The following is a 20,746-nucleotide window of genomic DNA, read 5'->3' as shown; positions in this document are numbered from 1 at the left end:
CGAAGTAAAATATGAGTCGAGAGTCATATTTTGGAGGGATTAAATGAAGACTAACTAACTATGAAAAAGATATTTTTATTTACGGCCCTATTGATTTCATTTATCGCATCTTCTCAGGATCTTTTGATGCAAAATGGAACGTTTATTCGCTGTGCACCAGATAGGTTTTTTGACTCTGGGGGTGAATTTGGAAATTATGGTGATGACGAGGATTTCACGACTACAATTTGTCCTCAAAACGCAGGTGAATTCATTATTCTTGATTTTACAGAGTTTAACACACAGAACTTTATTGACGTTTTAACTATTTATGATGGAGATGATACTACGGCTGCTATTATTGGGACGTATTCAGGTATCACACCTTCTCCCGGTACAGTAATGGCATCTGATACCAATACATCTGGGTGTTTAACTATAACCTTTGCATCCAATGGTGCTTCGAATTCCATAGGATGGGCAGCTGATATTTCTTGTGCAGTACCATGTCAAGACATAACAGCTGCAATAGATAATACAGTGCCAGCGGAAACATCACCTAACGTCGTAGAAATTCTACCTGGTGAAACCGTCGATTTTACAGGGAGTGCTACATTCTCTGTAGACGGAACTAATGCAACGTACTCTTGGGATTTTGGGGATGGAAATACAGCAACAGGAACGGATGTATCCAACACATTTAATACGCCGGGTACCTATTTTGTGACTTTGACCGTTCAAGATGATAATCCAATTGGCTGTCAAGATACCATAACCTTCTTTGTAAACGTATTGGAAGCTATAGTATCGGTCAATAATTCGGCATTTCCCGAATCTAGTATGTCACTTCCAGAGCTTATTGAAAATGTCTTTGTTACCGGTGAAGGGTGCTCCTCTGTAGATACTTTTTCATTTCAGGTCAATGGTTCTCCTGATGCAACAGGCACAAAAAGTTATGGCTATTTTACAAGAGGCGGTGCCGTTAACTTCCCGTTTGAAGAAGGTATTATTCTAACAACCGGTGTAGCTTTTGAGGCGGGTAATGCCGTCAACGCTACTTTGGTTTCGAATAATAACGGTCAAGCAGGTGACAATGATTTGGAAGCTGCCTTAGCTCAGACCAATACAAACGATGCTACATTTGTAAAATTTAATTTTATCTCCCCAATAAGTCAAATACCATTTAGGTATATCATGGCGTCCGAAGAGTATGACGGGAGTACAGAATGCAGTTTTGCAGATAGCTTTGCTTTTTTATTGCGTGAAGTTGGGACAACCACCTATACTAATATTGCCGTCTTACCAGATGGCACACCAGTTAGTGTGACTAATATCAACAACTCTGGTACCTGTACGGCTAACCCTGCTTTTTTTGCTGGATACAATATTGGCGAAACCAACTATGGAGGAAGAACAGAGGTTTTAACAGCCTTAGTGGATGTGACTCCGAATGTTGAATATGAAATTAAACTTGTAGTTGCTGATCAAGGAGATTCTATTTGGGATTCAGCAATATTTTTAGAGGCGGGAAGTTTTAATCTCGGAGGTGAGTTAGGTGATGATATCACCATCGCTGCTGGTACTGCAGAATGTGGTGGTAATTCCATTACGTTGGATACTGGAGTCCCTACTGCAGTAAATCATACTTGGTTTTTAGATGGAGTTGAGGTACCTGGCGAAAACACCTCTACCTTAGATATTGATGAAGCAGGGACCTATTCTGTAGAAGTTGAATTTGGGGCAGGATGTACGACAACAGATAGTATTTTAGTAGAATTTAGACCAAGCCCAATGGCAAATCCTGCTCAGAATCTTGAAATCTGTGATGCGGATGGCACGGCCGATTTCAATTTATCAGAAAATGATGATGATATTTTAGGAGGGCAAGATCCTGCAGATTTTATAATAACTTACCATTTACTAGAGCAAGATGCTATGGATAATCTAGGTGCGTTACCAACAACTTACACGAATGCAGTAAATGGGCAAATGATTTGGGCACGTATCGCAGATAATACACAAGTTTGTTATTCTACAACATCATTTCAATTATTATTCTCAGATATCACTATCGATAATCCGCTTTCAACATTAAGTGTATGTGATGATGATACGGATGGTTTTACATCCTTCAACCTTACGGAAAGAGATGCCGAGGTGATAGGACCTAATAATCCTGACGATATGATTGTTACCTATCATCTAACTCAGGATGATGCAGATAACAATGTTGCTCCATTACCTGAACCTTACACAAATGCTACGGCCAATAATCAAACAGTTTATGCACGTTTACAAACAGTAACTAGCGAAGATTGTTATGCTACGGCGACACTAGATTTAGAGGTAATTGCACCACCCTTGGCTAATCTTACTACAGCTTTAGAGGCTTGCGATGACGATAGTGATGGCTTTACAGAGTTTGATTTGAGTTTAAGAGATTTTGAGATCATTGGGCCGCAAATGGATATGACTGTCACATACCACCCTACAGAGGCGGATGCCATTGCGGGCACGGGGGTATTACCAACATTATTTACAAATACGGATGTAGGCGCTCAATTAATTTATGCGCGAATACAAAGCGATATTACGGGCTGTTATGCAACAACAACTTTACAACTAATTGTTAATCCGCGTCCATCCACTGTTACTACGGCACCATTAATAGTATGTGATGACAACAATCCGGGCGACGAGTCGGAGGGGTTCGACCTTAGCGTAAAGGATACCGAGCTGATCGACGGCCAGGCCAACGTTACGGTGACCTACTATCCGAGCGGGGCGGATGCCGATGCGCAGACCAATGCGATCACGGCGCCCTATACGAACATAATGAACCCCCAGGAGATTACGGCGGTCCTGACCAATACGGTGACGGGCTGTACGTCCCGTATCCTTTTCGACCTTATGGTGGATCCCCTTCCTTCACTCGTTGTACCGACCGCGCTGGAGGTCTGCGACGACGGGATCCCGGACGGCCAGACGGCCATAGACCTTAGCCTAAAGAACTTTGAGATATCGGGCGGCAACCCAGCTTACTCGGTGACCTATTACCCGAGCCAGGCGGACGCGGATGCGGCGACCGACCCATTGCCGATCCCGTATACGAACATGAGCAACCCTGAGACTATTTTCGTGCGCGTCGAGGATACGGGCACGGGCTGTTACGCGACGACGTTGCTGGACCTTGTGGTGGAGCAGGCACCCGTTGCGAACGTCCCTGACGCTCTGCGCTACTGCGACCCGGACAACGACGGCTTCGGTCCTTTCGACCTAACGGCCGCCGACGGGCAGATCACTGGCGGCGTTGCGGGCCTTACGGTGACCTACCACGAGACCTTCGCCAATGCGGATTCCGGTGCCAACCCTATCGATACGACGGTCCCCTACAACAATATATCCGCCTGGACGCAGACGCTGCACGCGCGTGTGGAGAGCAGCACGATAGCGACGGACTGCGCCACGGTGGTGGAGCTTGTGCTTATCGTCGAGCCGACGCCCCAGTTGGTGTCCCCTTCGCCCCTGGAGGAGTGCGACGACGTTTCGGCCGACGGCTTTGCGGTTTTCGACCTTACGGCTAGCGAGGACGAGCTCCTGAACGGCCTCGATCCGTTACAGTATACGGTTAGCTACCACCCGAGCGAGGCCGATGCCGAGGCTGGCACGGCGGAGATAGCCAACCCTAACGCCTACGTGAACACGACGGAGGATACGCAGACACTCTGGGTACGCGTGGTGGACGGCAATACTGTGGAGGGCTGTTACAAGGTGACGAGCCTGGACCTTATCGTTCACCCGCTCCCGGTACTTTTGCAGCCGGATCCCCTGGAGGTGTGCGACGTTGAGACGCCGGACGACGAACGCGAGCCCTTCACGCTGGAGGATGCCGGACCGGGCATACTCGGCGGCCAGACGGGTATAACGCTGAGCTATTACGAGACGGAGGCGGATGCCGAGAGCGGCACCTCTCCCATATCGAGCCCCTACGTGAACACGATGAACGCGCAGACGGTGTACGTCAGGGGCGAGAACGAGATAACGGGCTGTTACGAAACGGTAACGCTTACGCTGAGGGTACTGCCCGTGCCCTCTCCGGAGCCTGACCCTACGCCTATAGAGGTGTGCGACGACGACAACGACGGCTTTGCGGAGTTCGACCTTGAGCTGCGCACGCTGGAGATCACCAACGGTGAGCCCGACGTGGTGATCACCTACCACGATACGCAGGAGTCCGCTGATGCGGGGGAGAACGCACTGGCGAGCCCCTATACGAACATCGTTGCGAACAGCCAGATGATCTACGTGCGCTCTGAGAACCTGCTAACGGGCTGCTACAGCCTCACGCAGGGGACCCTTGAGCTAATCGTGGTGCCCTCGCCACAGGTACCGACGTCCCTTGAGGACTTGGTGGTGTGCGACGACGACGGCGACGGCATCTCGCAGTTCGACCTTGGCGAACGCGATGGCGATATCCTGGGGACCCAGGATCCCGCACAGGTGGTACTGACCCACCACGTGAGCGCTGCCGACGCGCAGACGGGCAACGCGCCCATCGGCAACCCCGGCAACTATACGAATACGACCAACCCCCAGACGCTATACATAAGGCTCTACGATCCCGCCACGGGCTGTTTCGACACGGGCGAGCTGGAGCTCCGGGTGGACCTTCCGCCGGTTCCTGTGGTACCCGCGCCTTTGGAGCTCTGCGACGACCTCGGGGAGTCCCCTGGCGACGAGCTGACCTCTTTCGACCTTACGGTCAAGGACGTCGAGATCACGGGCGGCAACGCGAGCTGGTCGGTATCTTACTACGAGACGGACGCTGACGCCCAGCTCCAGGAGAACGCGATAGGCGACCCTACGGACTATACGAACACCTCGGTGGGGGGGTTACCGGCTAACCCCCAGACGCTTTACGCCGTGGTTACGGACACGGACACGGGCTGCGTTGCCTATACGACCCTTACCATCCGTGTGCTGCCCAACCCTACGCCCACGCCCAGCGACCAGTTGCCGGACCTTGTGCTGTGCGACGATACCAATACGGGCGACGGCCGGGAGGTCTTCGACCTTACGGAGAACGAGGTACTGCTCCTCAACGGGGAGGCCGGCGTAACGCCGAGCTACCACGAGACGGCGGAGGATGCCGATACGGGGGATAACGCCATAGCGGACCCGACACAATATACGAACACGGACATACCGGAACAGGCGATCTACGTCAGGGTAACCAACGACGTAACGGGCTGCTACACGGTGGTGGATTTTGCCGTCAGGGTGGACCCGCTCCCGGAGGTTGTTGCGGTGACGGACTTTATCCAGTGCGAGCTTAACACTGACGGCTTCGCCGGCTTCGATCTGGCGACCAAGGACGCTGAGGTGCTGAACGGTCAGGACCCGGGCGTGTTCGAGGTGAGCTACCACGAGAGCCTTGCGGACGCGGAATCGGGCATGAACGCGCTTGTGAGCCCCTATACGAACATAATGAACCCCCAGGAGATCTACGTGACGATCACCAACAACGTAACGGGCTGTTCGATCAGCACGCAGCGCTTCGACCTTAGGGTTGACGAGGCTGCGCAGGCGAACCCTGACATGGTTGAGATCGTCTACGAGCTGTGCGACGACGCCATGGAGACGGACGGCGACCCGACGGACGACAGCGTGCAGTTCGACCTTTCGACGCGCGACGCGGAGGTATTGGACGGCCAGGACCCCGTGGGCTACCTGGTAACGTACTATGCCACGGAGGAAGATGCCGACCTTGGCGTGAACCCGCTGCCGAACCTATACGAGAACATTGTCAACCCGCAGGTGATCTATGCTAGGGTGGACAACGAGATCGGCGGTTCGATCTGTTTTGCGGTGGCCCCCCTGACGCTTCAGGTGAACCCGTTGCCGGTGGTGGTGTTCGAGGAGAGCTACATATTGTGCGTAAATACGAACGGTACGGAGGTGTTGGATCCCCTGGTGTTGGATACGGGGCTATCGGCCGTGGACTATAGTTTTGAATGGACCCTCGACGGTACGGTACTGGCTGGCGAGACGGGCCCTACGCTGTCCCCAACGCAGGGCGGTATCTATGGCGTTACGGTCACGGATATCACGACCTCGACGCAGACGAGCTGTACGAACATGGCCATAACGGAGGTGATCGAGAGCGAGCCTCCGGTGTTGACCGCTGGGGTGACGACACAAGCTTTTTCGGAAAACCACGTTATAGAAGCAGTGGCCACCGGTCCCGGGGACTACGAGTACAGCCTTGACGGCGGACCTTGGCAGTCCGGCGGTACGTTTGCGGACGTATCGGCGGGGGAGCACGAGGTTACGGCTAGGGACAGGAACGGCTGCGGCCTTGCGGTGGTGAGCGTTTTCGTATTGGACTACCCGAGGTACTTTACGCCGAACGGCGACGGCAACCACGAGACGTGGAACATAGCCGGTATCGGCAGTAGTGCAAAAATTTATATATTTGACCGCTACGGGAAGCTGTTGAAGCAGTTGAGCCCTACGGGCCCGGGCTGGGACGGTACGTTCAACGGCCAGTTGATGCCCACGAGCGATTACTGGTTTTTGTTGGAGTACGACGAGCCGTTGACGGGACAGCGCAGGGAACTGAAGGCCCATTTTACCTTGAAACGATAAATAAATTATGAGATTAAAAAAGTTTTGTTTAGTAGCACTAACGGCATTATTTGCAAATATTGGAATGTCACAGGAAGGTGTACCTATTTATTCTGATTATCTATTGGATAACTATTATTTAATTCATCCTTCTATGGCTGGAGTTGCTAATTGTGCGAAAGTAAGGTTAACCGCAAGGCAACAATGGTTTGGTGTCGATGATGCACCAAGTCTACAAACTTTAAGTATAAACGGAAGATTAGGAGACTCTCCTGTAGCACTCGGAGGGATCTTGTTTAATGATGCCAACGGGTTTCATTCAACGGTTGGTGGTTATGCTACCTTTGCTTACCACTTAATGTTTTCAAGAAATGAAATTGACTTGAATATGTTGTCGTTTGGGTTGAGCGCAGGAGTGCTTCAGTATAAATTAGACGAAACCACCTTTTTGGCTCCTGGGGAGTTTGATCAGCTTATTGCGGGAATTGAACAAAGTGCAACAAATTTTAATATTGATTTTGGATTTTCATACCATTTTGTTGATTTCTATGCGCACTTTACGGCCAAGAATATTTTAAAAAATGAAGGCATTAATTTTAATGATCAAGGTTTTGAGTTTGATAATCTAAGAACCTATTTATTTTCTACTGGTTATACGTTTAACAAGTTTGGAAGTGACTGGAGCTATGAACCTTCAATTATGTATATGTATAGAGATGCTACCGAAGAATCAACTATAGACATTAATGCCAAAGTATATCGTGAGATGGATTTTGGTAAAGTATGGGGTGGTTTATCCTACAGAAGAAGTTTAGATGGTGCTGAATTTTTAGATGGTTCTGGGGTTAGCAGTCAAAAACTGCAATACTTTACACCATTTATAGGGGTGGATTATAACAACTTTGTGTTTGCCTATACCTATTCATATCAAGCTAATACGATTAACTTTAATACTGGAGGATTTCACCAGATTACTCTAGGTTATAACTTTAATTGTAGACGAGAGAAGTTTGAATGTAACTGTCCGGCAGTAAACTAATAAAAAAGGCTCAATTTAAATTGAGCCTTTTTTATTTTGATCGCTATTCCCAAACGTAGTTTTTCTTTTTAGCTTGCGTCTTTATGGCATTGATCATAGCATCTTCTAATCCATTATCGACTGATGTCTTAGATATATAATCACGGCGTTTAATATTTAATTCAGCGATATCTTTTTGAAGTTTTTTGCGCTCTTTTCGTTTATTTTCTACATAAGATTTTATCTCCTCTTTGGACTTTCCTTTTAATTCTTTTGGTAGTTGATCTGTGTCTAAATCGTCATATGAAAAATCAGCTTCTCTTTCGGCGTCTACTAAATCCCAAGAACTATTCTTATACAATCTAGAACTTTTACTTACGGTTCTGCTTACGGCATTAGCTTTGTTATAGTTCCGTGCATTGTCATCTTGATCTGCTTGCATTTGCATCTTTGCCTTTCCGAGACTACCGTATGCTACGTAGGTTTTGTTCAGTTTCTCGTTGAGTTCAAGAATTTTATCATCATATGGGGAGGCAACATGCACTGTTGCTTTATTATGATTAATGGCCATATAATCTCCGTGGGTTAAATCTGCTCCATCTTTCCAAAAACCTGAGATGCCTTGGTTATAGTCGCCGCAAAAAATGGTATTCACAGTAATATCGTTTTGGTGTGCCAATTTTGATGCGTCTTTATAACTTACATTTCCTTGGGTATAGGGCTCATTTCCTGCAATAAAAATAAATTTTAAATCCTTATTGTTAACTCCCCATTCCAATTGATTGATGGCAGTTTTAATGACTTTACCACAGTATTCGTTTCCGCCGTTGGTCGTTAAAGAGAATAATGACTTAGAGATTTCATCAAGATCATCACTAAAAGCAATGACCTGTCTTAAATAGCCCTCATCAGCATTTAAATTGTCATTACCATATTCATAAAGTGCAATTTTAAGGTTTGGACTGTCTTCATTACACTTTGCATATGACAATTCATTAACAATCTGCCATAGCTGGGCCTTAGCCTGGTCGATTAACCCATCCATACTGTTGCTTGTATCTAGTAATAGGGCTACTTTTATTTCTGGTTTTTCAGAGGGTGACTTGGTTTCAATTAGCGCAGTTTTTAAGCTTAAATCATTGGTCTTTGTTTTAGTATTTGCATTACAAGCTGTAAAACATATAATGCCTATGAGCATAGCCAAAGCCTTAGATATTGTTTTACTTCCGCTATTCCTGTCTCTTGAGTGTTCGTGATTTTTTTTTGAAAAATTCATAATGTTCAATGTTTTGTATTCAGTTCTTTTACATCTATGGTTCCGTTTGGTGAAATCACATAGTATTTATGGTCTATTTCGGTCTTTGTAATGGGTTGTTGTTTTTGTTCTTTTGGCTTAGGCGTAAAAACCAATTTTATGTTCATCCCTATCTGAACTACGGGTTCTAGGATTGCTGGGTTGATAACAATGTCATAACTTTCGTAGGTCAGCGGCTGATAGTAATACGACCTCTGTTTTTTTACACTTGTAATGCCTTTATCTTTTTTTAAAGTTTCGAACGAAACACTGTTGTAGGCCTGATAGCTCTGATAAAAATCCTTAGGGAAATAACAATATTTATCATCCGCTATTTTAATATCGTATTCCGATAAATTAAAGCCCAGAGTGTTGTAGTAAGATTTCTTGTCTTCAATAAGGTCTAATAATTTATCTTGAAGGTTTTTATAAACCTCTTGAATGTTTTCAATATAATAGTCGACTTTTACGAGATTATAAACTTCGCTTTTAGCACAAGCCTCTAATATAGATTCAAACTGATTCGTCTTTGTAAATTGAATATGAATGTTTTGTTGCAACTCAAAACCTTTAGGGACTTCGGTATAGGTTTTACTAAATAGCTTTTTTGTGACTTCGACTTCATAGACCGGTACAAATGATATCACATCTATTGCAATGGCTTCTTCGGTAATACCTATGTTGTTCAATCTTTTTTTAATAGCCTCAATGCGATCTTTTATGAGGGTGTTTGTTCGCTCCGCCGTTGGACCAATTTGGGATAGGTTAAACATAGCTGTATAGGCCGTTGCACTTACGTTTTGGAGCGCTTTTACATCTATAGTCAAGATATTACTAGGGTTTAGTACCTTATTAATGTGCTGTTGAACGGCTGGATTATAGATAGTCGCATTACCACTTGATAAAATATTTTGACGTGAAATTTCTTGTGTGATTTGGTTGTAATTACCCTTATGCTGAGCAGTGATTAGCTGGTAACATAAAAGACATAGCAAGAGTATGATATTGCATCTTTTCATTTTTTGATCTGCTTTTTGATTAATGATGGGTAAAGCTCTGTTGAAAAAACAACAATAAAAATTCAAAATGAGTCAAAGGGAACTATCAATGAGTGTATAAAAACGATGCCTTAGCAAAGTCGAAAAATTAAAAGATTTATGACCTAAAATTCTATAGGCTCATTTTTTGGTATCAAATAAAGTATGTAAGTTTAGTTCGGCTTAATGAATGAATTTTGATTAAAAAGCTTAGAACATATACCCTGTTGTTGTTTTGTGTGATAAACGTCTTTGGCTTTGCACAGGATGACCGAAACCTTGAAAAGAGTGAGAGCGCTCTATTTACGGTAAGGGGGACCGTGTATTTGGAAGACAGTGGAGAACCAATAGACAATGTAAGTATCCAAATAAACGATGGTAAGTATACGCGTACCGATGCCTTTGGGAAGTTTGTAGTCAACGCCAAAATAGGAGATAAACTTACGATTAGCCATAAAGACTTTAAAACACTTTATTATACCATAACAAGTGATGAGCGTATTTATATTAAAGTCTTGGAGGAACAGGTACAGCAGTTTAGAAGTTCTGAAAAGAAACTGCTTAATGTGCAATTCAATCGAATGATCGATTCCGCTGATGCCTATTTAAAAAAAGATGCACAAAAAAGTATAAAATTTGTAGAAGATGCCTTAAAGGCCAATACATCACCAGTTCAAAATGCAGAGGCCCACGAGTTATTAGGTGATGTTTTTATGTTTTGGAAACAATATGATTTGGCTATTTCGGCTTACAAAATTAGTCTACAGAACTACACCACAAATTCAGCGAGACTCAAATTGGCGAGAGCCCATTTAAAGAATGATGATCATAAAAAAAGTATAGAGATCTATGATGACATTGATGAAAGTTCCTTGTCTAATTACGATAAAACAATGCTCTATGAAGGTCTTGGCGATGCCTATCTTAAAGCTAAAAATTTTGACGAGTCTGTAAAAACCTACAAAAAAGGATTAAGAGTTGCCAAGAAATACTTAATCACTCCCAAGATTACAGATTTAAACTCAAAGATTGCCCAAGCCTATAATGTGCAGGGGGATAAAGTAAAAGCTAAAGGATTTTTTGATAATTCGTTGAATTTAGCAGAAAAGGAGAACAAGAAGCGTGCTATAGAGGAACAAATAAAGGTCGCAGAGTTCAATAGTGCTAATGAAGATTATGATAGTGAGATTAAATTGAGAAAACAGGCTATAGAAAGTATCGAAGACATAGAACTCGATTCCCTAATCCCCAACGAAAGTGCCTTAAGTTCACAAAAGCAAAATTACAAACTAGGCAATGCCTATCTGTTAAATAACGATCTTGAAAATGCCATTCCTTCATTTAAAAAGAGTATCGAAGAAGCAGATAAGAAAGAAGATCTGGATGTAAAAAAAGACGCAACGCGAAAACTTTCAGAAGCCCTAATAGATGCTGGGAATTCTGAAGAAGGTTTAAAATGGTTGAATGAATATAAAAAGACGGTGGACGAGTTATATGCTAAAAAGGTTCAGGAGATATCGCAAGTTGCTCGATTTAGTAGGAGTTTAGCAGAGCAGCAAAATAGAATCACCTCTTTGGAGAGTGATAGAGAACTGTCACGGAGTAAATATGAATTGACGCAAGAACGAAATAAGGGCCAGCAAATTATTATTTATTCACTCCTTGGTGGCCTTGTGCTATTTTTAATTACAGGGTTTTTTATGTATAAGTATATAAAGCAACAACGTCTGGCCAACAACTTATTGGCACTAAAGTCATTGCGAAGTCAAATGAACCCTCATTTTATTTTTAATGCATTAAACTCGGTCAATAGTTTTATAGCAAAAAACGATGAACGTACGGCAAATAAATATTTATCGGACTTTTCGCAATTGATGCGATCGGTTTTGGAAAATAGTGAAGAAGATTTCATTCCTCTAAAAAAAGAGATAGAACTATTGGACTTATATACCAAGCTAGAGCATTTTAGGTTTCAAGATAAGTTTGAGTATTCTATCGAAGTCGATGAGCGTATTAATGTTGAAGAGTTTCTAATCCCGCCTATGCTTTTACAACCTTATATAGAAAATGCCGTATGGCACGGCTTGCGTTATAAAGAAGAAAAAGGCCATTTAAACATTGTCGTAAAATCAAAATCCAAAAACGAAATTGTAATAACTATCATCGATAATGGTATTGGCAGAACGCGTTCAAAAGCATTGAAAACGACTAATCAGAAAAAGCAAAACTCCAAAGGAATGAGCAATATAAAGGAGCGCGTTGCCATTTTGAACGAAATGTATAAAGATAAGGTGGACGTAAGCATCTCCGATTTTCAAGAATCGGAAAAAGATATAGGTACGAAAGTTGTCGTGACATTAAAAAAAGATTAATATGAAGTTAAACGCTATTTTAGTAGAAGATGAGGAGACCAGTAGAGATATTTTAAGAAACTATCTCACGAAATACTGTCCAAATATTAACATTGTTGGAGAGGCGGCCAATGTCGATCAAGCCTTAGTACTCATAAGAAGTAATGATTTAGATGTAGTCTTTCTGGATGTTGAAATGCCCTATGGTAATGCTTTTGATTTATTGGATAAAGTCGGCAATATTGATTTTGAAACCATATTTGTTACCGCCTATAATCATTATGCTATCGATGCTTTAAATGCACATGCCTCATATTATTTAATGAAACCTATTTCTATTGATGAATTAATCAAGGCTGTGGATTATGTCACCGAAATTAAGGTTAAGGAAGAGGCTTTACAGAATCAGGTATTGGTACCAAAGACCAAGGCAGTAAATGGAAAAATTACCATTCCGCAACAAGACGGATTTGAGATTTTGAATACGGCAGATATTATGTATTGTAAAGCGGACGATAATTATACAGAAATTTACCTGAATAATAACAAAAAGAAATTGGTGAGTAAAACCTTAAAATATATAGAAGAAGGCTTGAAGGAGGCGAATTTTGCTAGAGTGCATAAGAGTTATTTAGTGAATGTCAATGAAGTTGTGAAATATGTAAAAGGAAAAGGGGGAAGCGTTGTGTTGAGCAATGGAAAGGAAATCATGGTATCTGCCTCTAAAAAAGCAGATTTGTTATCTTATTTTAAATAAAAAATTATGCCAATCATAAAGCCGGTAAGAGGTATACATCCGCAAATTCCAAAAGATTGTTTTATCGCAGATAATGCCACAATAGTAGGTGAAGTTACTATGGGGAATAATTGTAGCATTTGGTTTAATGCTGTTGTTAGGGGAGACGTCCACTACATTAAAATGGGTGATAAGGTCAATGTACAAGACGGGGCTATTATCCATGCTACATACCAAAAATCACCTACAACGATTGGTAACAACGTGTCTATAGGTCACAATGCCATTGTCCATGGATGTACCATTCACAATGATGTACTTATTGGTATGGGAAGTATTATTATGGATGATTGTGTCGTAGAAAGTAATAGTATTATTGCTGCCGGTGCGGTAGTCACAAAAAATACCATCGTAGAATCTGGCAGTATTTATGCGGGTGTGCCCGCTAAAAAAGTAAAGGACATAAGTGAAGCATTAATTTCTGGAGAAATCAATAGGATTGCCAACAATTATGTGACCTATTCTAGCTGGTTTAAAGACTAGTTTTAAGCCTTTGTATTAAACCTTCTACATTAGGTATTTTACTTAATGCTTCATCGTTTAAAACCATTGAAAGAGCATCCTTATCTAATTTTAACACCGCTGGATATACGATAGGGGTGTTAGGGAAATGACGTTCAAATTCATCCTTGTGAAAGAACTTCATATGCAAGTTGCTTTTTGTTCTAAAGGCCTTCCAAGTTTTGTTTTCGCTAAACGTATCGTGAGTCAATGCGCATAAACTACATTGATAAGTCGATGGACTTAATAATTTATGTCCAGCGTCAAAAAGCGCACTGATTTTACCAGAGTTGGCATTGTAGACAAAAAGTAAGGTCATAATACTATTGGTAACACTTAAATTAAAAACCTTACTAAAAGTCGAGATAAGAGGTTTCAAATTGATGGTTTAATAGCGTATTTAAAACCTCTAGACGCCCATTTGTATATAATTTAATAGAAGGGGAGGCCTTGGTTGTATTCATCATATCATGGGCAATAAGAACTGCCTTGGTCTGTTTGGCTACGGCCGAACCAGAATCGATAATACTGACATTTTCGGGAAGTATTTTTTTAAGTATAGGTATTAAATAAGGGTAATGTGTACAGCCAAGAACTAAATAATCAATATGTTCTCTAATCATAGGTTCCAAATAAGAAACTAATAAATCTCTCATTTCATCAGAATATAATTTACCAGATTCTATCAAAGGCACAATGCCTTCGCCGACTTGTTCTATGACTTTTATACCACTTGCATATAGATCAGAGGTCTTGTGAAATAAATGACTACTCAATGTGCCTTTGGTGGCTAATACGCCCACAGTATTGGTTTTGGTATTTAGAGCAGCCGGTTTAATAGCGGGTTCTATACCAATAAAAGGAACGGTATAGTTAGCTCTTAAATAGGAGATCGCATTGGTGGTAGCGGTATTACAAGCGACGACTATAAGTTTACAGCCTTTATTGAGCAGTAGTTCGGTATTCTTAATACTTAATTGTAGAATTTCTGATGCTGATTTATTGCCATATGGCGCATTTTTGCTATCCGCGAGATAAATGCAATTTTCATTTGGCAATAGTGCATGAATTTCCTTAAAGATGGAAGTACCTCCAACACCAGAATCAAATATACCGATAGCTTGCTTACTCATAAGTAACACAAAAATAAAAAGTCGCTTTATTTAAAGCGACTTTTTATGAGTTTATGATTAACTATTATTTAAATTCCCATTTCAGCTTTAACATCAGCTAATAAATCTTTTCCTTTAGCTACAATAAGTCCACCAGCTTCTAAAACATAGTCAAACCCTTGAGCCGCAGCCACTTTTTCAATAGCTGCTTTAGCTTTTTCAGTAATTGGCTTTAACAAATCGATTCTTTTCTTTTCTAAATCTCTCTGTGCCGTTTGTTGAAATTGTGCTAAACTTTGCTTCATACCTTCTACTTCCTGCATACGCTCCATATTAGTCTCCTCAGTCTGGCTTTCAGCTTCAGCATTGTATTGCTTAAGTTTGTTATCCAACTCTTTTAAAGAATCTTGGATCTGTGCTTCATAGGTCTTGCCAAGTTTGCTAATTTCTTGATCCGCAGCCTTGTATTCTGGCATAGCTTCAACCAGTTTTTGTGTGTCAATATGTGCAATCTTGCTTTGGGCAGACATAAAGCTGGTCGCTCCAATAAATAATGCCGCTGCAAATAATAGTGATTTTAAATGTTTACTCACATGAAATCCATTTGCATTAGTGAGTTTGTAAATCTGTGATTTCATTTTTCCTAAATTGTATTTGTGTGTTATAATTATTAATTGTTTTCCTGTTCGGCTTTCTTAGCTTTTGCTATAGAATCTCTTCGTTTTAATTGTTTTTCTCGTTCTTCGCGAGCCTTTTTACGTTGCTCTTGAATTTTCTTTTTTCTGTCTTCTAAAGCTTTTTTTCTACGTTCTCTATCCTTAGCTTTTATTTCCGCGGCAGTCAAAGGTCTTTTAGTCGCCGTCGAATCTTTCTTTACGGTTTCCTTAGCTTGTGTCGAATCTTTCTTTATATTATTTTTTTCGAGACTTGTATTTTTCTTGTCATTAGTAGAACCATCTTTAGACTCAGTTTCGGCGACTTTAGGTTCGGTTTCAGTTTCTTCTTCGCCTTTAGATTTAGCATTTCGTTCATCCAAAACTTTTTGACGTCTTGCATCAGCTTCGCGCTTTCTAGCTGCTCTAAGAGAATCCTGACGCGCACGTCGAGCTTCAAGAGCTTTTTCACGCTCAGCACGTTTAGCTGCTAATTCGGCTTCTCTCGCTGCTTTTCGGTCTTCTATGGCTTGTTGCCTTTCATCTTTTTCTTCACTCACCACAGGAACCACCTCTTCGTCTTCTAAAGCCTTGCGCTCTGCTTTACTTTTCACTTGATTACGACGTGATGTTCTTGTGATGGTTCGCAACACCTGTTCGCTAATATCATAGCGTTCTGCAGAATACAACATCACAACATCTGCAGATTTATCGAAAACAAAATCAAATTTCTTTGTTTCCGCTATCTGCTGGACTGCTGCAAAAATCTGATCTTGGATGGGTTCGATTAATTGCCTTTTTTGGATAATCATATCTCCATTAGGTCCAAAACGTTTTTGCTGGTAATCTAAAATCTCGGCTTCTTCAAAAGAAATGTCTTCCATGCGCTCTTCATAGAGCTCCTTGGTTAAGAGGACACTTTCATTTTCCAACTCTTTTTTCTTTTGTTCGATAACACTGAGTTTCTTTTCAATTTCGGTCTTCCACTGCAGAACTTTCTTATCTAACTGTGTTGAAGCTTCTTGATATTCTGGTACATTTTGTAAAATATATTCCGTATCGATGTAACCTATCCTAACACCACGTTGTGCGTTAACGCTAAAGCTCATTAGACCTATTATTGCCAATAAAAAAAGAACTTTAAATTTCATCATGATAATTTTTTGTTTTGAGACATTGTTCTGTTAACCAAACGTTTCTTCGATGTTAGTGTTATCAAGCTTCAAATGTAACGAAATAAATCATTAAAAATTTTAACACCATGATGAAATACTTATTTATGCTTTAGAAAATATCGTGCCAAACTTAAAATTGCTGCCCAATAATGAAATGTGTTTGCCAGCCACTTTTTTGTGTATCACCTGGAATTGGATCAAAACCATGACCAAAATCAATACCGAGTAGACCAAATGCTGGCATAAATATTCTGATTCCTAACCCAGCAGATCTTTGTAGGTCAAAAGGATTAAAATCTCTAAAACTATTAACGGACTGACCTCCTTCTAAGAAGGATAAGCCATATATTTTCGCCTGCGCACCTAAGGTGATTGGATAACGGAGTTCAAGAGAAAACTTATTGTAAATCGAACCTCCATCCTGCGAAGACAACGACTGATTTGGATACCCTCTGAGCTGTATAATTTCTCTTCCATCAAGCGCAAAATTTCCTAAACCATCACCACCAACGAAAAAGCGTTCGAAAGGAATAACACCTCTATCGTTATTATAGGCGCCTAAGAATCCAAATTCTATACTGGGTCTTAAGACGAGTTTTTTAGCCAATTCCGTATACCAATCAGCTTTAAATTTTATTTTGTAGAACTCTAACCATTTAAAACGTTCTTGGTCAATTTCTCCGATACGTTCAAAATCATCAGGGTCGGTAGGGTCTAGTTGATCTCTTTCTTCTCTTAGTGCTTTATAGTCTACCCCATTAACTAATGAATAAGGGAAAGAAAATTTTGCGGAGACACTAAAACTAGATCCACCAGTTGGGAATATAGGATCTATAGTAAGGCTATTTCTACTTAATCCAATAGTATAGGATAAGTTGTTTGCCGTTCCATCACCAAATGTAAATAGGCCTGTGTTGTAGTTTTTTAAATCGTAGTTCTGGTAACTCACTGCCTGCGATAATAAAAAGTAATTATCTGGTTCTGTCAATCGCGTAGATACTCCTGCTGTTAATCCCAAGATATTAAAGCGTCTATCTCTATCGGCTCTTCGCGTTCGTTGGTCGAACAAAAACTGTCTAGAATAAGATACAGATGTTGAGAGTTGGAACGGTTTCTTGCCGCCTAACCAAGGCTCGCTAAAGGAAAAACTATAGGTTTGAAAGAACTGACTAGCCTGTAATCGCAAGGCTAAACTTTGCCCATCACCCCTTGGTACCGGTTTGTAGGCATCTTTTTTAAAGATATCCTTTATGGCAAAATTGTTAAATGACAAACCTAAGGTACCTATAAAACCACCACCGCCATAGCCTCCTTGTAACTGGATTTGGCTTGATCCTTGTTCAACAACTTCATATTCAATATCCAACGTACCATCTACAGGATTTGGATTCTTAATATTAGGAACAAGTTGTTGCGCATCGAAAAAACCAAGTTGTCCTAATTCCCTTAAGGTTCTTATAATTTGAGATTTGCTGTACAGTTCACCTGGGCGGGTTCTAATTTCTCTGTAGATAACATGGTCATTGGTCACATCATTTCCTGTTACAGTAACGTTGTTAAAATAGGCCGGTTTTCCTTCAGAAATGCGGATTTCCATATCAATCACATTACCTTCTGCACTAACTTCAACCGGATTGATGGTCGAGAATAAATATCCAGAATTCTGATATGCATTTGTCAAGCTAGGGGCATCAGGATCATTGGGGTCATCGATGCGTTCTCTTAACTCTACGCCATTATAGGTGTCCCCTTTTTTAATCCCTAGAAAAATGGCCAGTTGTCTATCCGTGTAAACTGTATTTCCGACAAAATCAATGTTGCCAAACGTATATTTTTCGCCTTCTTCAACTTCAATATTTAAACTTATGGTTTTGTCGTTATTATAAATGATTGAATCGGATATAATCCTAGCATCTCTATAGCCGTTTTCTTTGTATTTATCGACAATACTCACAAGATCCTCATTAAAGTCCTCTTCGATATATTTTGAACGCTTAAAAATACGGATCGGATTTTTTTGCTTCGTGTTTTTCATGGCTTTACGAAGCTTTTTATCCTTTAGTTTTTCATTACCGACAATGTTGATTTTCTTGATTTTTACTTTTTCACCTTTATCAATTTTAACGCGCATATTAACACGCTCTTTTTCAATGGAGTCAATGACTTTAGATGTAGATATGGTTACTTTTGTATTTAAAAATCCTTTCTTTTTATATTTATTGGTGAGATAGTTTCTAGTGGTCGCTATGAGATTCTCCGTTACTTTTTGCCCTGCTTGCAACTTATTTTCACTAATAATCTCGTCTTTTTTGCCTTTCTTGACACCTAAAATGGTCACATCCTTGAGTTCAGGGAGATCTATAAGGTTAATCTCTAGGTCGGCCGTGTTACCGTCAATATTGGTGATAAAGACATCGATGCTGCTGAAAAGATTAGATTTCCAAAGTGTTTTAACGGCATTAGCTATTTTTTCCCCACCAACCTGTATCTCTTCATTTTTTCGAAGCTTTGAATAAGCTATAATAGTTTGCGGACTAAAGTTGGTGTTGCCGGTTACGGTAATGTTTTTAATGAGATAAGTCGCACCGCCATCCTGCGCATTACTATTAAACGAAACGGTAAATAGTAGTAGGGTAATTATAAAAGTTGCGAGGGATTTTAATTGACCGATATTAAGTAAGTTGTTCGCTTGTTTTTCCAAATCTTCGTTCTCTATTTTGATAGTTTATGAGTGCTTCATACAGATTTTCTTTCTTAAAATCTGGCCATAAAATATCTGTAAAATATAATTCTGCATAGGCAATTTGCCATAGCAAAAAATTACTGATTCTTTGTTCACCGCTTGTGCGAATTAGCAGGTCAACGTCTGGTAAATTTTGCGTGTAAAGATGCTTATTTATAATGGATTCATCAATACTTTCGGGAGAAATTATATTATTTTTAACTTTAACTGATAATTCTTTAATAACATTAACAATTTCTTCACGAGAACCGTAGCTCAATGCCAATGTTAGTGTCATATTCGCATTGTTTTTTGTTTTTTCTATAACATCTAACAGCTCTTGGTGGGCTTTTGCTGGTAAATCATGCAGCGAACCGATGGCAGACAATTTTATATTGTTGTCTTGTAGTGTTTTAATTTCCTTTTTTAAGGATTTTACCAAAAGTTTCATCAAGGTTTGAACTTCCAGTTTTGGTCGTTTCCAGTTTTCAGTAGAGAACGCATATAGGGTTAGGTTTTTTATTCCAAGCTCTGCGCTAGCCTCTACTGCTTGCCTAACGGCCTTTGTGCCAGTTTCATGTCCCATGACGCGCATTAGCCCTTTTTGCTTAGCCCAACGACCATTGCCGTCCATAATAATGGCGACATGATTTGGAAGTTTTTCTTTATTTATGTGTTCTTTAAGACTCATTTAAAAATTGCAATAGCAAGGTCTTCTACCAAAGGTGTAAGTTAGTGTAATTCCTGAAAATACATACCAATCATTGCTATTTGTATTTCCAAAGCTCAATTGTTCTCTAAAATCGGCGTCTGGGACACTACCATCTAATTCATCCGAAAATGTATAGCGCGCTCCAATTTCAGCAGCCAGTACCAAGTGATTGCTTATATTGGATTTGTAGCCTAATACCATTGGTATACCATAGGCCCAACTGCTCGTATTTTCAGAAGTGTACACGCCGTTTTGGTCAAAAAAATAATTATCGTGATTGGCTATTGATATGCCTGAGTACAAATAAGGAGTTCCTTTAATGCCACTGGTATGCAGATCAAATTCCCAAAAGGTAAATTCCATGCCCGCCGATACTTCAAAAATACTATTATTAAAACTGTACCCGCGTTGAACACGTCTAGGATCATCAGATTTGCCATCAATACCTTCTATATCCGAAAAAATAAACGAGGCTCTAAATGAGTGTCTAGGACTTCTGTTCCATTTTAAAATAGCCCCAAACGCAACTTGATTTGGGGAAATGTAATTTGTAGCACCAACATCACCAATAAAATTACTGCCTCCCACAAATACACCAACCTCATAGATTTGAGCATCAGTATTTTGTAAGACACTTATACTAATAAAAAATAGGAATAAATACCTCATAAATTTTTTAAAGTTTGCAAATATAACAATTATGATTAGCCTATAACAATTTGACGTAAAATGTCTTACAGATAAACAGTTTTTAAAGGTTTTTATTGTA

14 protein-coding genes are annotated in these 20,746 nt (G+C 40.9%); 5 read left to right on the top strand and 9 right to left on the bottom strand.

Annotated features, from left to right (window positions below; translation table 11 throughout):
- Window positions 1-60: 60 nt before the first annotated feature.
- Window positions 61-6,627, top strand: coding sequence for a choice-of-anchor L domain-containing protein (locus tag ACO052_RS00690; RefSeq protein WP_422106080.1), 6,567 nt, complete (start codon window positions 61-63; stop codon window positions 6,625-6,627).
- Window positions 6,628-6,634: 7 nt separating this feature from the next.
- Complete coding sequence (locus tag ACO052_RS00685) at window positions 6,635-7,645, top strand: type IX secretion system membrane protein PorP/SprF (protein ID WP_422106079.1); 1,011 nt, start codon at window positions 6,635-6,637, stop codon at window positions 7,643-7,645.
- Between the two features lie 43 nt (window positions 7,646-7,688).
- Here the strand turns inward: ACO052_RS00685 and ACO052_RS00680 are convergent, their stop codons facing one another.
- The gene (locus ACO052_RS00680; RefSeq protein ID WP_422106078.1) at window positions 7,689-8,900 is read right to left on the bottom strand and encodes a vWA domain-containing protein; all 1,212 of its coding nucleotides are present in this window, start codon (window positions 8,898-8,900) and stop codon (window positions 7,689-7,691) included.
- Window positions 8,901-8,905: 5 nt separating this feature from the next.
- Window positions 8,906-9,937: an SIMPL domain-containing protein gene (locus tag ACO052_RS00675; RefSeq protein WP_422106077.1), complete on the bottom strand. Its 1,032-nt coding sequence runs from the start codon at window positions 9,935-9,937 to the stop codon at window positions 8,906-8,908.
- 215 nt (window positions 9,938-10,152) lie between these two features.
- On the opposite strand from ACO052_RS00675, the gene ACO052_RS00670 reads away from it, so the two are divergent.
- The 3 genes from ACO052_RS00670 to ACO052_RS00660 are packed head-to-tail and all read left to right on the top strand — an operon-like array spanning window position 10,153 to window position 13,585.
- Complete coding sequence (locus ACO052_RS00670) at window positions 10,153-12,327, top strand: histidine kinase (protein WP_422106076.1); 2,175 nt, start codon at window positions 10,153-10,155, stop codon at window positions 12,325-12,327.
- A 1-nt stretch (window position 12,328) separates the two neighbouring features.
- Window positions 12,329-13,063, top strand: a complete 735-nt coding sequence (locus tag ACO052_RS00665) for a LytR/AlgR family response regulator transcription factor (RefSeq protein WP_422106075.1) — start codon at window positions 12,329-12,331, stop codon at window positions 13,061-13,063.
- Window positions 13,064-13,069: 6 nt separating this feature from the next.
- Window positions 13,070-13,585, top strand: a complete 516-nt coding sequence (locus ACO052_RS00660; RefSeq protein WP_422106074.1) for a gamma carbonic anhydrase family protein — start codon at window positions 13,070-13,072, stop codon at window positions 13,583-13,585.
- Here the strand turns inward: ACO052_RS00660 and ACO052_RS00655 are convergent.
- From ACO052_RS00655 to ACO052_RS00625, 7 genes are all read right to left on the bottom strand, one after another.
- The gene (locus tag ACO052_RS00655) at window positions 13,575-13,982 is read right to left on the bottom strand and encodes a GTPase (RefSeq protein ID WP_422106073.1); all 408 of its coding nucleotides are present in this window, start codon (window positions 13,980-13,982) and stop codon (window positions 13,575-13,577) included. The genes ACO052_RS00660 and ACO052_RS00655 overlap by 11 nt on opposite strands.
- The gene (gene murI, locus ACO052_RS00650; protein ID WP_422106072.1) at window positions 13,957-14,736 is read right to left on the bottom strand and encodes a glutamate racemase; all 780 of its coding nucleotides are present in this window, start codon (window positions 14,734-14,736) and stop codon (window positions 13,957-13,959) included. The genes ACO052_RS00655 and murI overlap by 26 nt, the downstream gene beginning before the upstream one ends.
- 68 nt (window positions 14,737-14,804) lie before the next feature.
- Window positions 14,805-15,353: an OmpH family outer membrane protein gene (locus tag ACO052_RS00645; RefSeq protein ID WP_422106071.1), complete on the bottom strand. Its 549-nt coding sequence runs from the start codon at window positions 15,351-15,353 to the stop codon at window positions 14,805-14,807.
- 32 nt (window positions 15,354-15,385) lie between these two features.
- Complete coding sequence (locus tag ACO052_RS00640) at window positions 15,386-16,522, bottom strand: OmpH family outer membrane protein (RefSeq protein WP_422106070.1); 1,137 nt, start codon at window positions 16,520-16,522, stop codon at window positions 15,386-15,388.
- A gap of 151 nt (window positions 16,523-16,673) precedes the next feature.
- A complete protein-coding gene (bamA, locus tag ACO052_RS00635; protein ID WP_422106069.1) occupies window positions 16,674-19,244 on the bottom strand; it encodes an outer membrane protein assembly factor BamA in 2,571 nt (856 codons plus the stop codon).
- Window positions 19,216-19,956 (bottom strand): isoprenyl transferase, encoded by a 741-nt coding sequence (locus ACO052_RS00630; RefSeq protein ID WP_422106068.1) that lies wholly within the window; start codon window positions 19,954-19,956, stop codon window positions 19,216-19,218. Before ACO052_RS00630 ends, bamA begins: the two co-directional genes overlap by 29 nt.
- Window positions 19,957-20,646 carry a DUF6089 family protein gene (locus ACO052_RS00625; protein WP_422106067.1) on the bottom strand — a complete coding sequence of 230 codons (690 nt, stop codon included), beginning with the start codon at window positions 20,644-20,646 and terminating at the stop codon, window positions 19,957-19,959.
- Window positions 20,647-20,746 lie beyond the last annotated feature (100 nt).

This window comes from Winogradskyella sp., assembly GCF_965228925.1.
GTDB lineage: Bacteria > Bacteroidota > Bacteroidia > Flavobacteriales > Flavobacteriaceae > Winogradskyella.
This window is presented reverse-complemented; position numbering and strand designations above follow the sequence as displayed.

Bases quoted from the DNA above. Each gene is read 5' to 3' on its own strand.
- murI (WP_422106072.1), bottom strand. From the start codon at position 14,736: ATGAGTAAGCAAGCTATCGGTATATTTGATTCTGGTGTTGGAGGTACT.
- ACO052_RS00630 (WP_422106068.1), bottom strand. From the start codon at position 19,956: ATGAGTCTTAAAGAACACATAAATAAAGAAAAACTTCCAAATCATGTC.
- ACO052_RS00625 (WP_422106067.1), bottom strand. From the start codon at position 20,646: ATGAGGTATTTATTCCTATTTTTTATTAGTATAAGTGTCTTACAAAAT.
- ACO052_RS00675 (WP_422106077.1), bottom strand. From the start codon at position 9,937: ATGAAAAGATGCAATATCATACTCTTGCTATGTCTTTTATGTTACCAG.
- ACO052_RS00660 (WP_422106074.1), top strand. From the start codon at position 13,070: ATGCCAATCATAAAGCCGGTAAGAGGTATACATCCGCAAATTCCAAAA.
- ACO052_RS00680 (WP_422106078.1), bottom strand. From the start codon at position 8,900: ATGAATTTTTCAAAAAAAAATCACGAACACTCAAGAGACAGGAATAGC.
- ACO052_RS00640 (WP_422106070.1), bottom strand. From the start codon at position 16,522: ATGATGAAATTTAAAGTTCTTTTTTTATTGGCAATAATAGGTCTAATG.
- ACO052_RS00645 (WP_422106071.1), bottom strand. From the start codon at position 15,353: ATGAAATCACAGATTTACAAACTCACTAATGCAAATGGATTTCATGTG.
- ACO052_RS00690 (WP_422106080.1), top strand. From the start codon at position 61: ATGAAAAAGATATTTTTATTTACGGCCCTATTGATTTCATTTATCGCA.
- ACO052_RS00685 (WP_422106079.1), top strand. From the start codon at position 6,635: ATGAGATTAAAAAAGTTTTGTTTAGTAGCACTAACGGCATTATTTGCA.
- ACO052_RS00665 (WP_422106075.1), top strand. From the start codon at position 12,329: ATGAAGTTAAACGCTATTTTAGTAGAAGATGAGGAGACCAGTAGAGAT.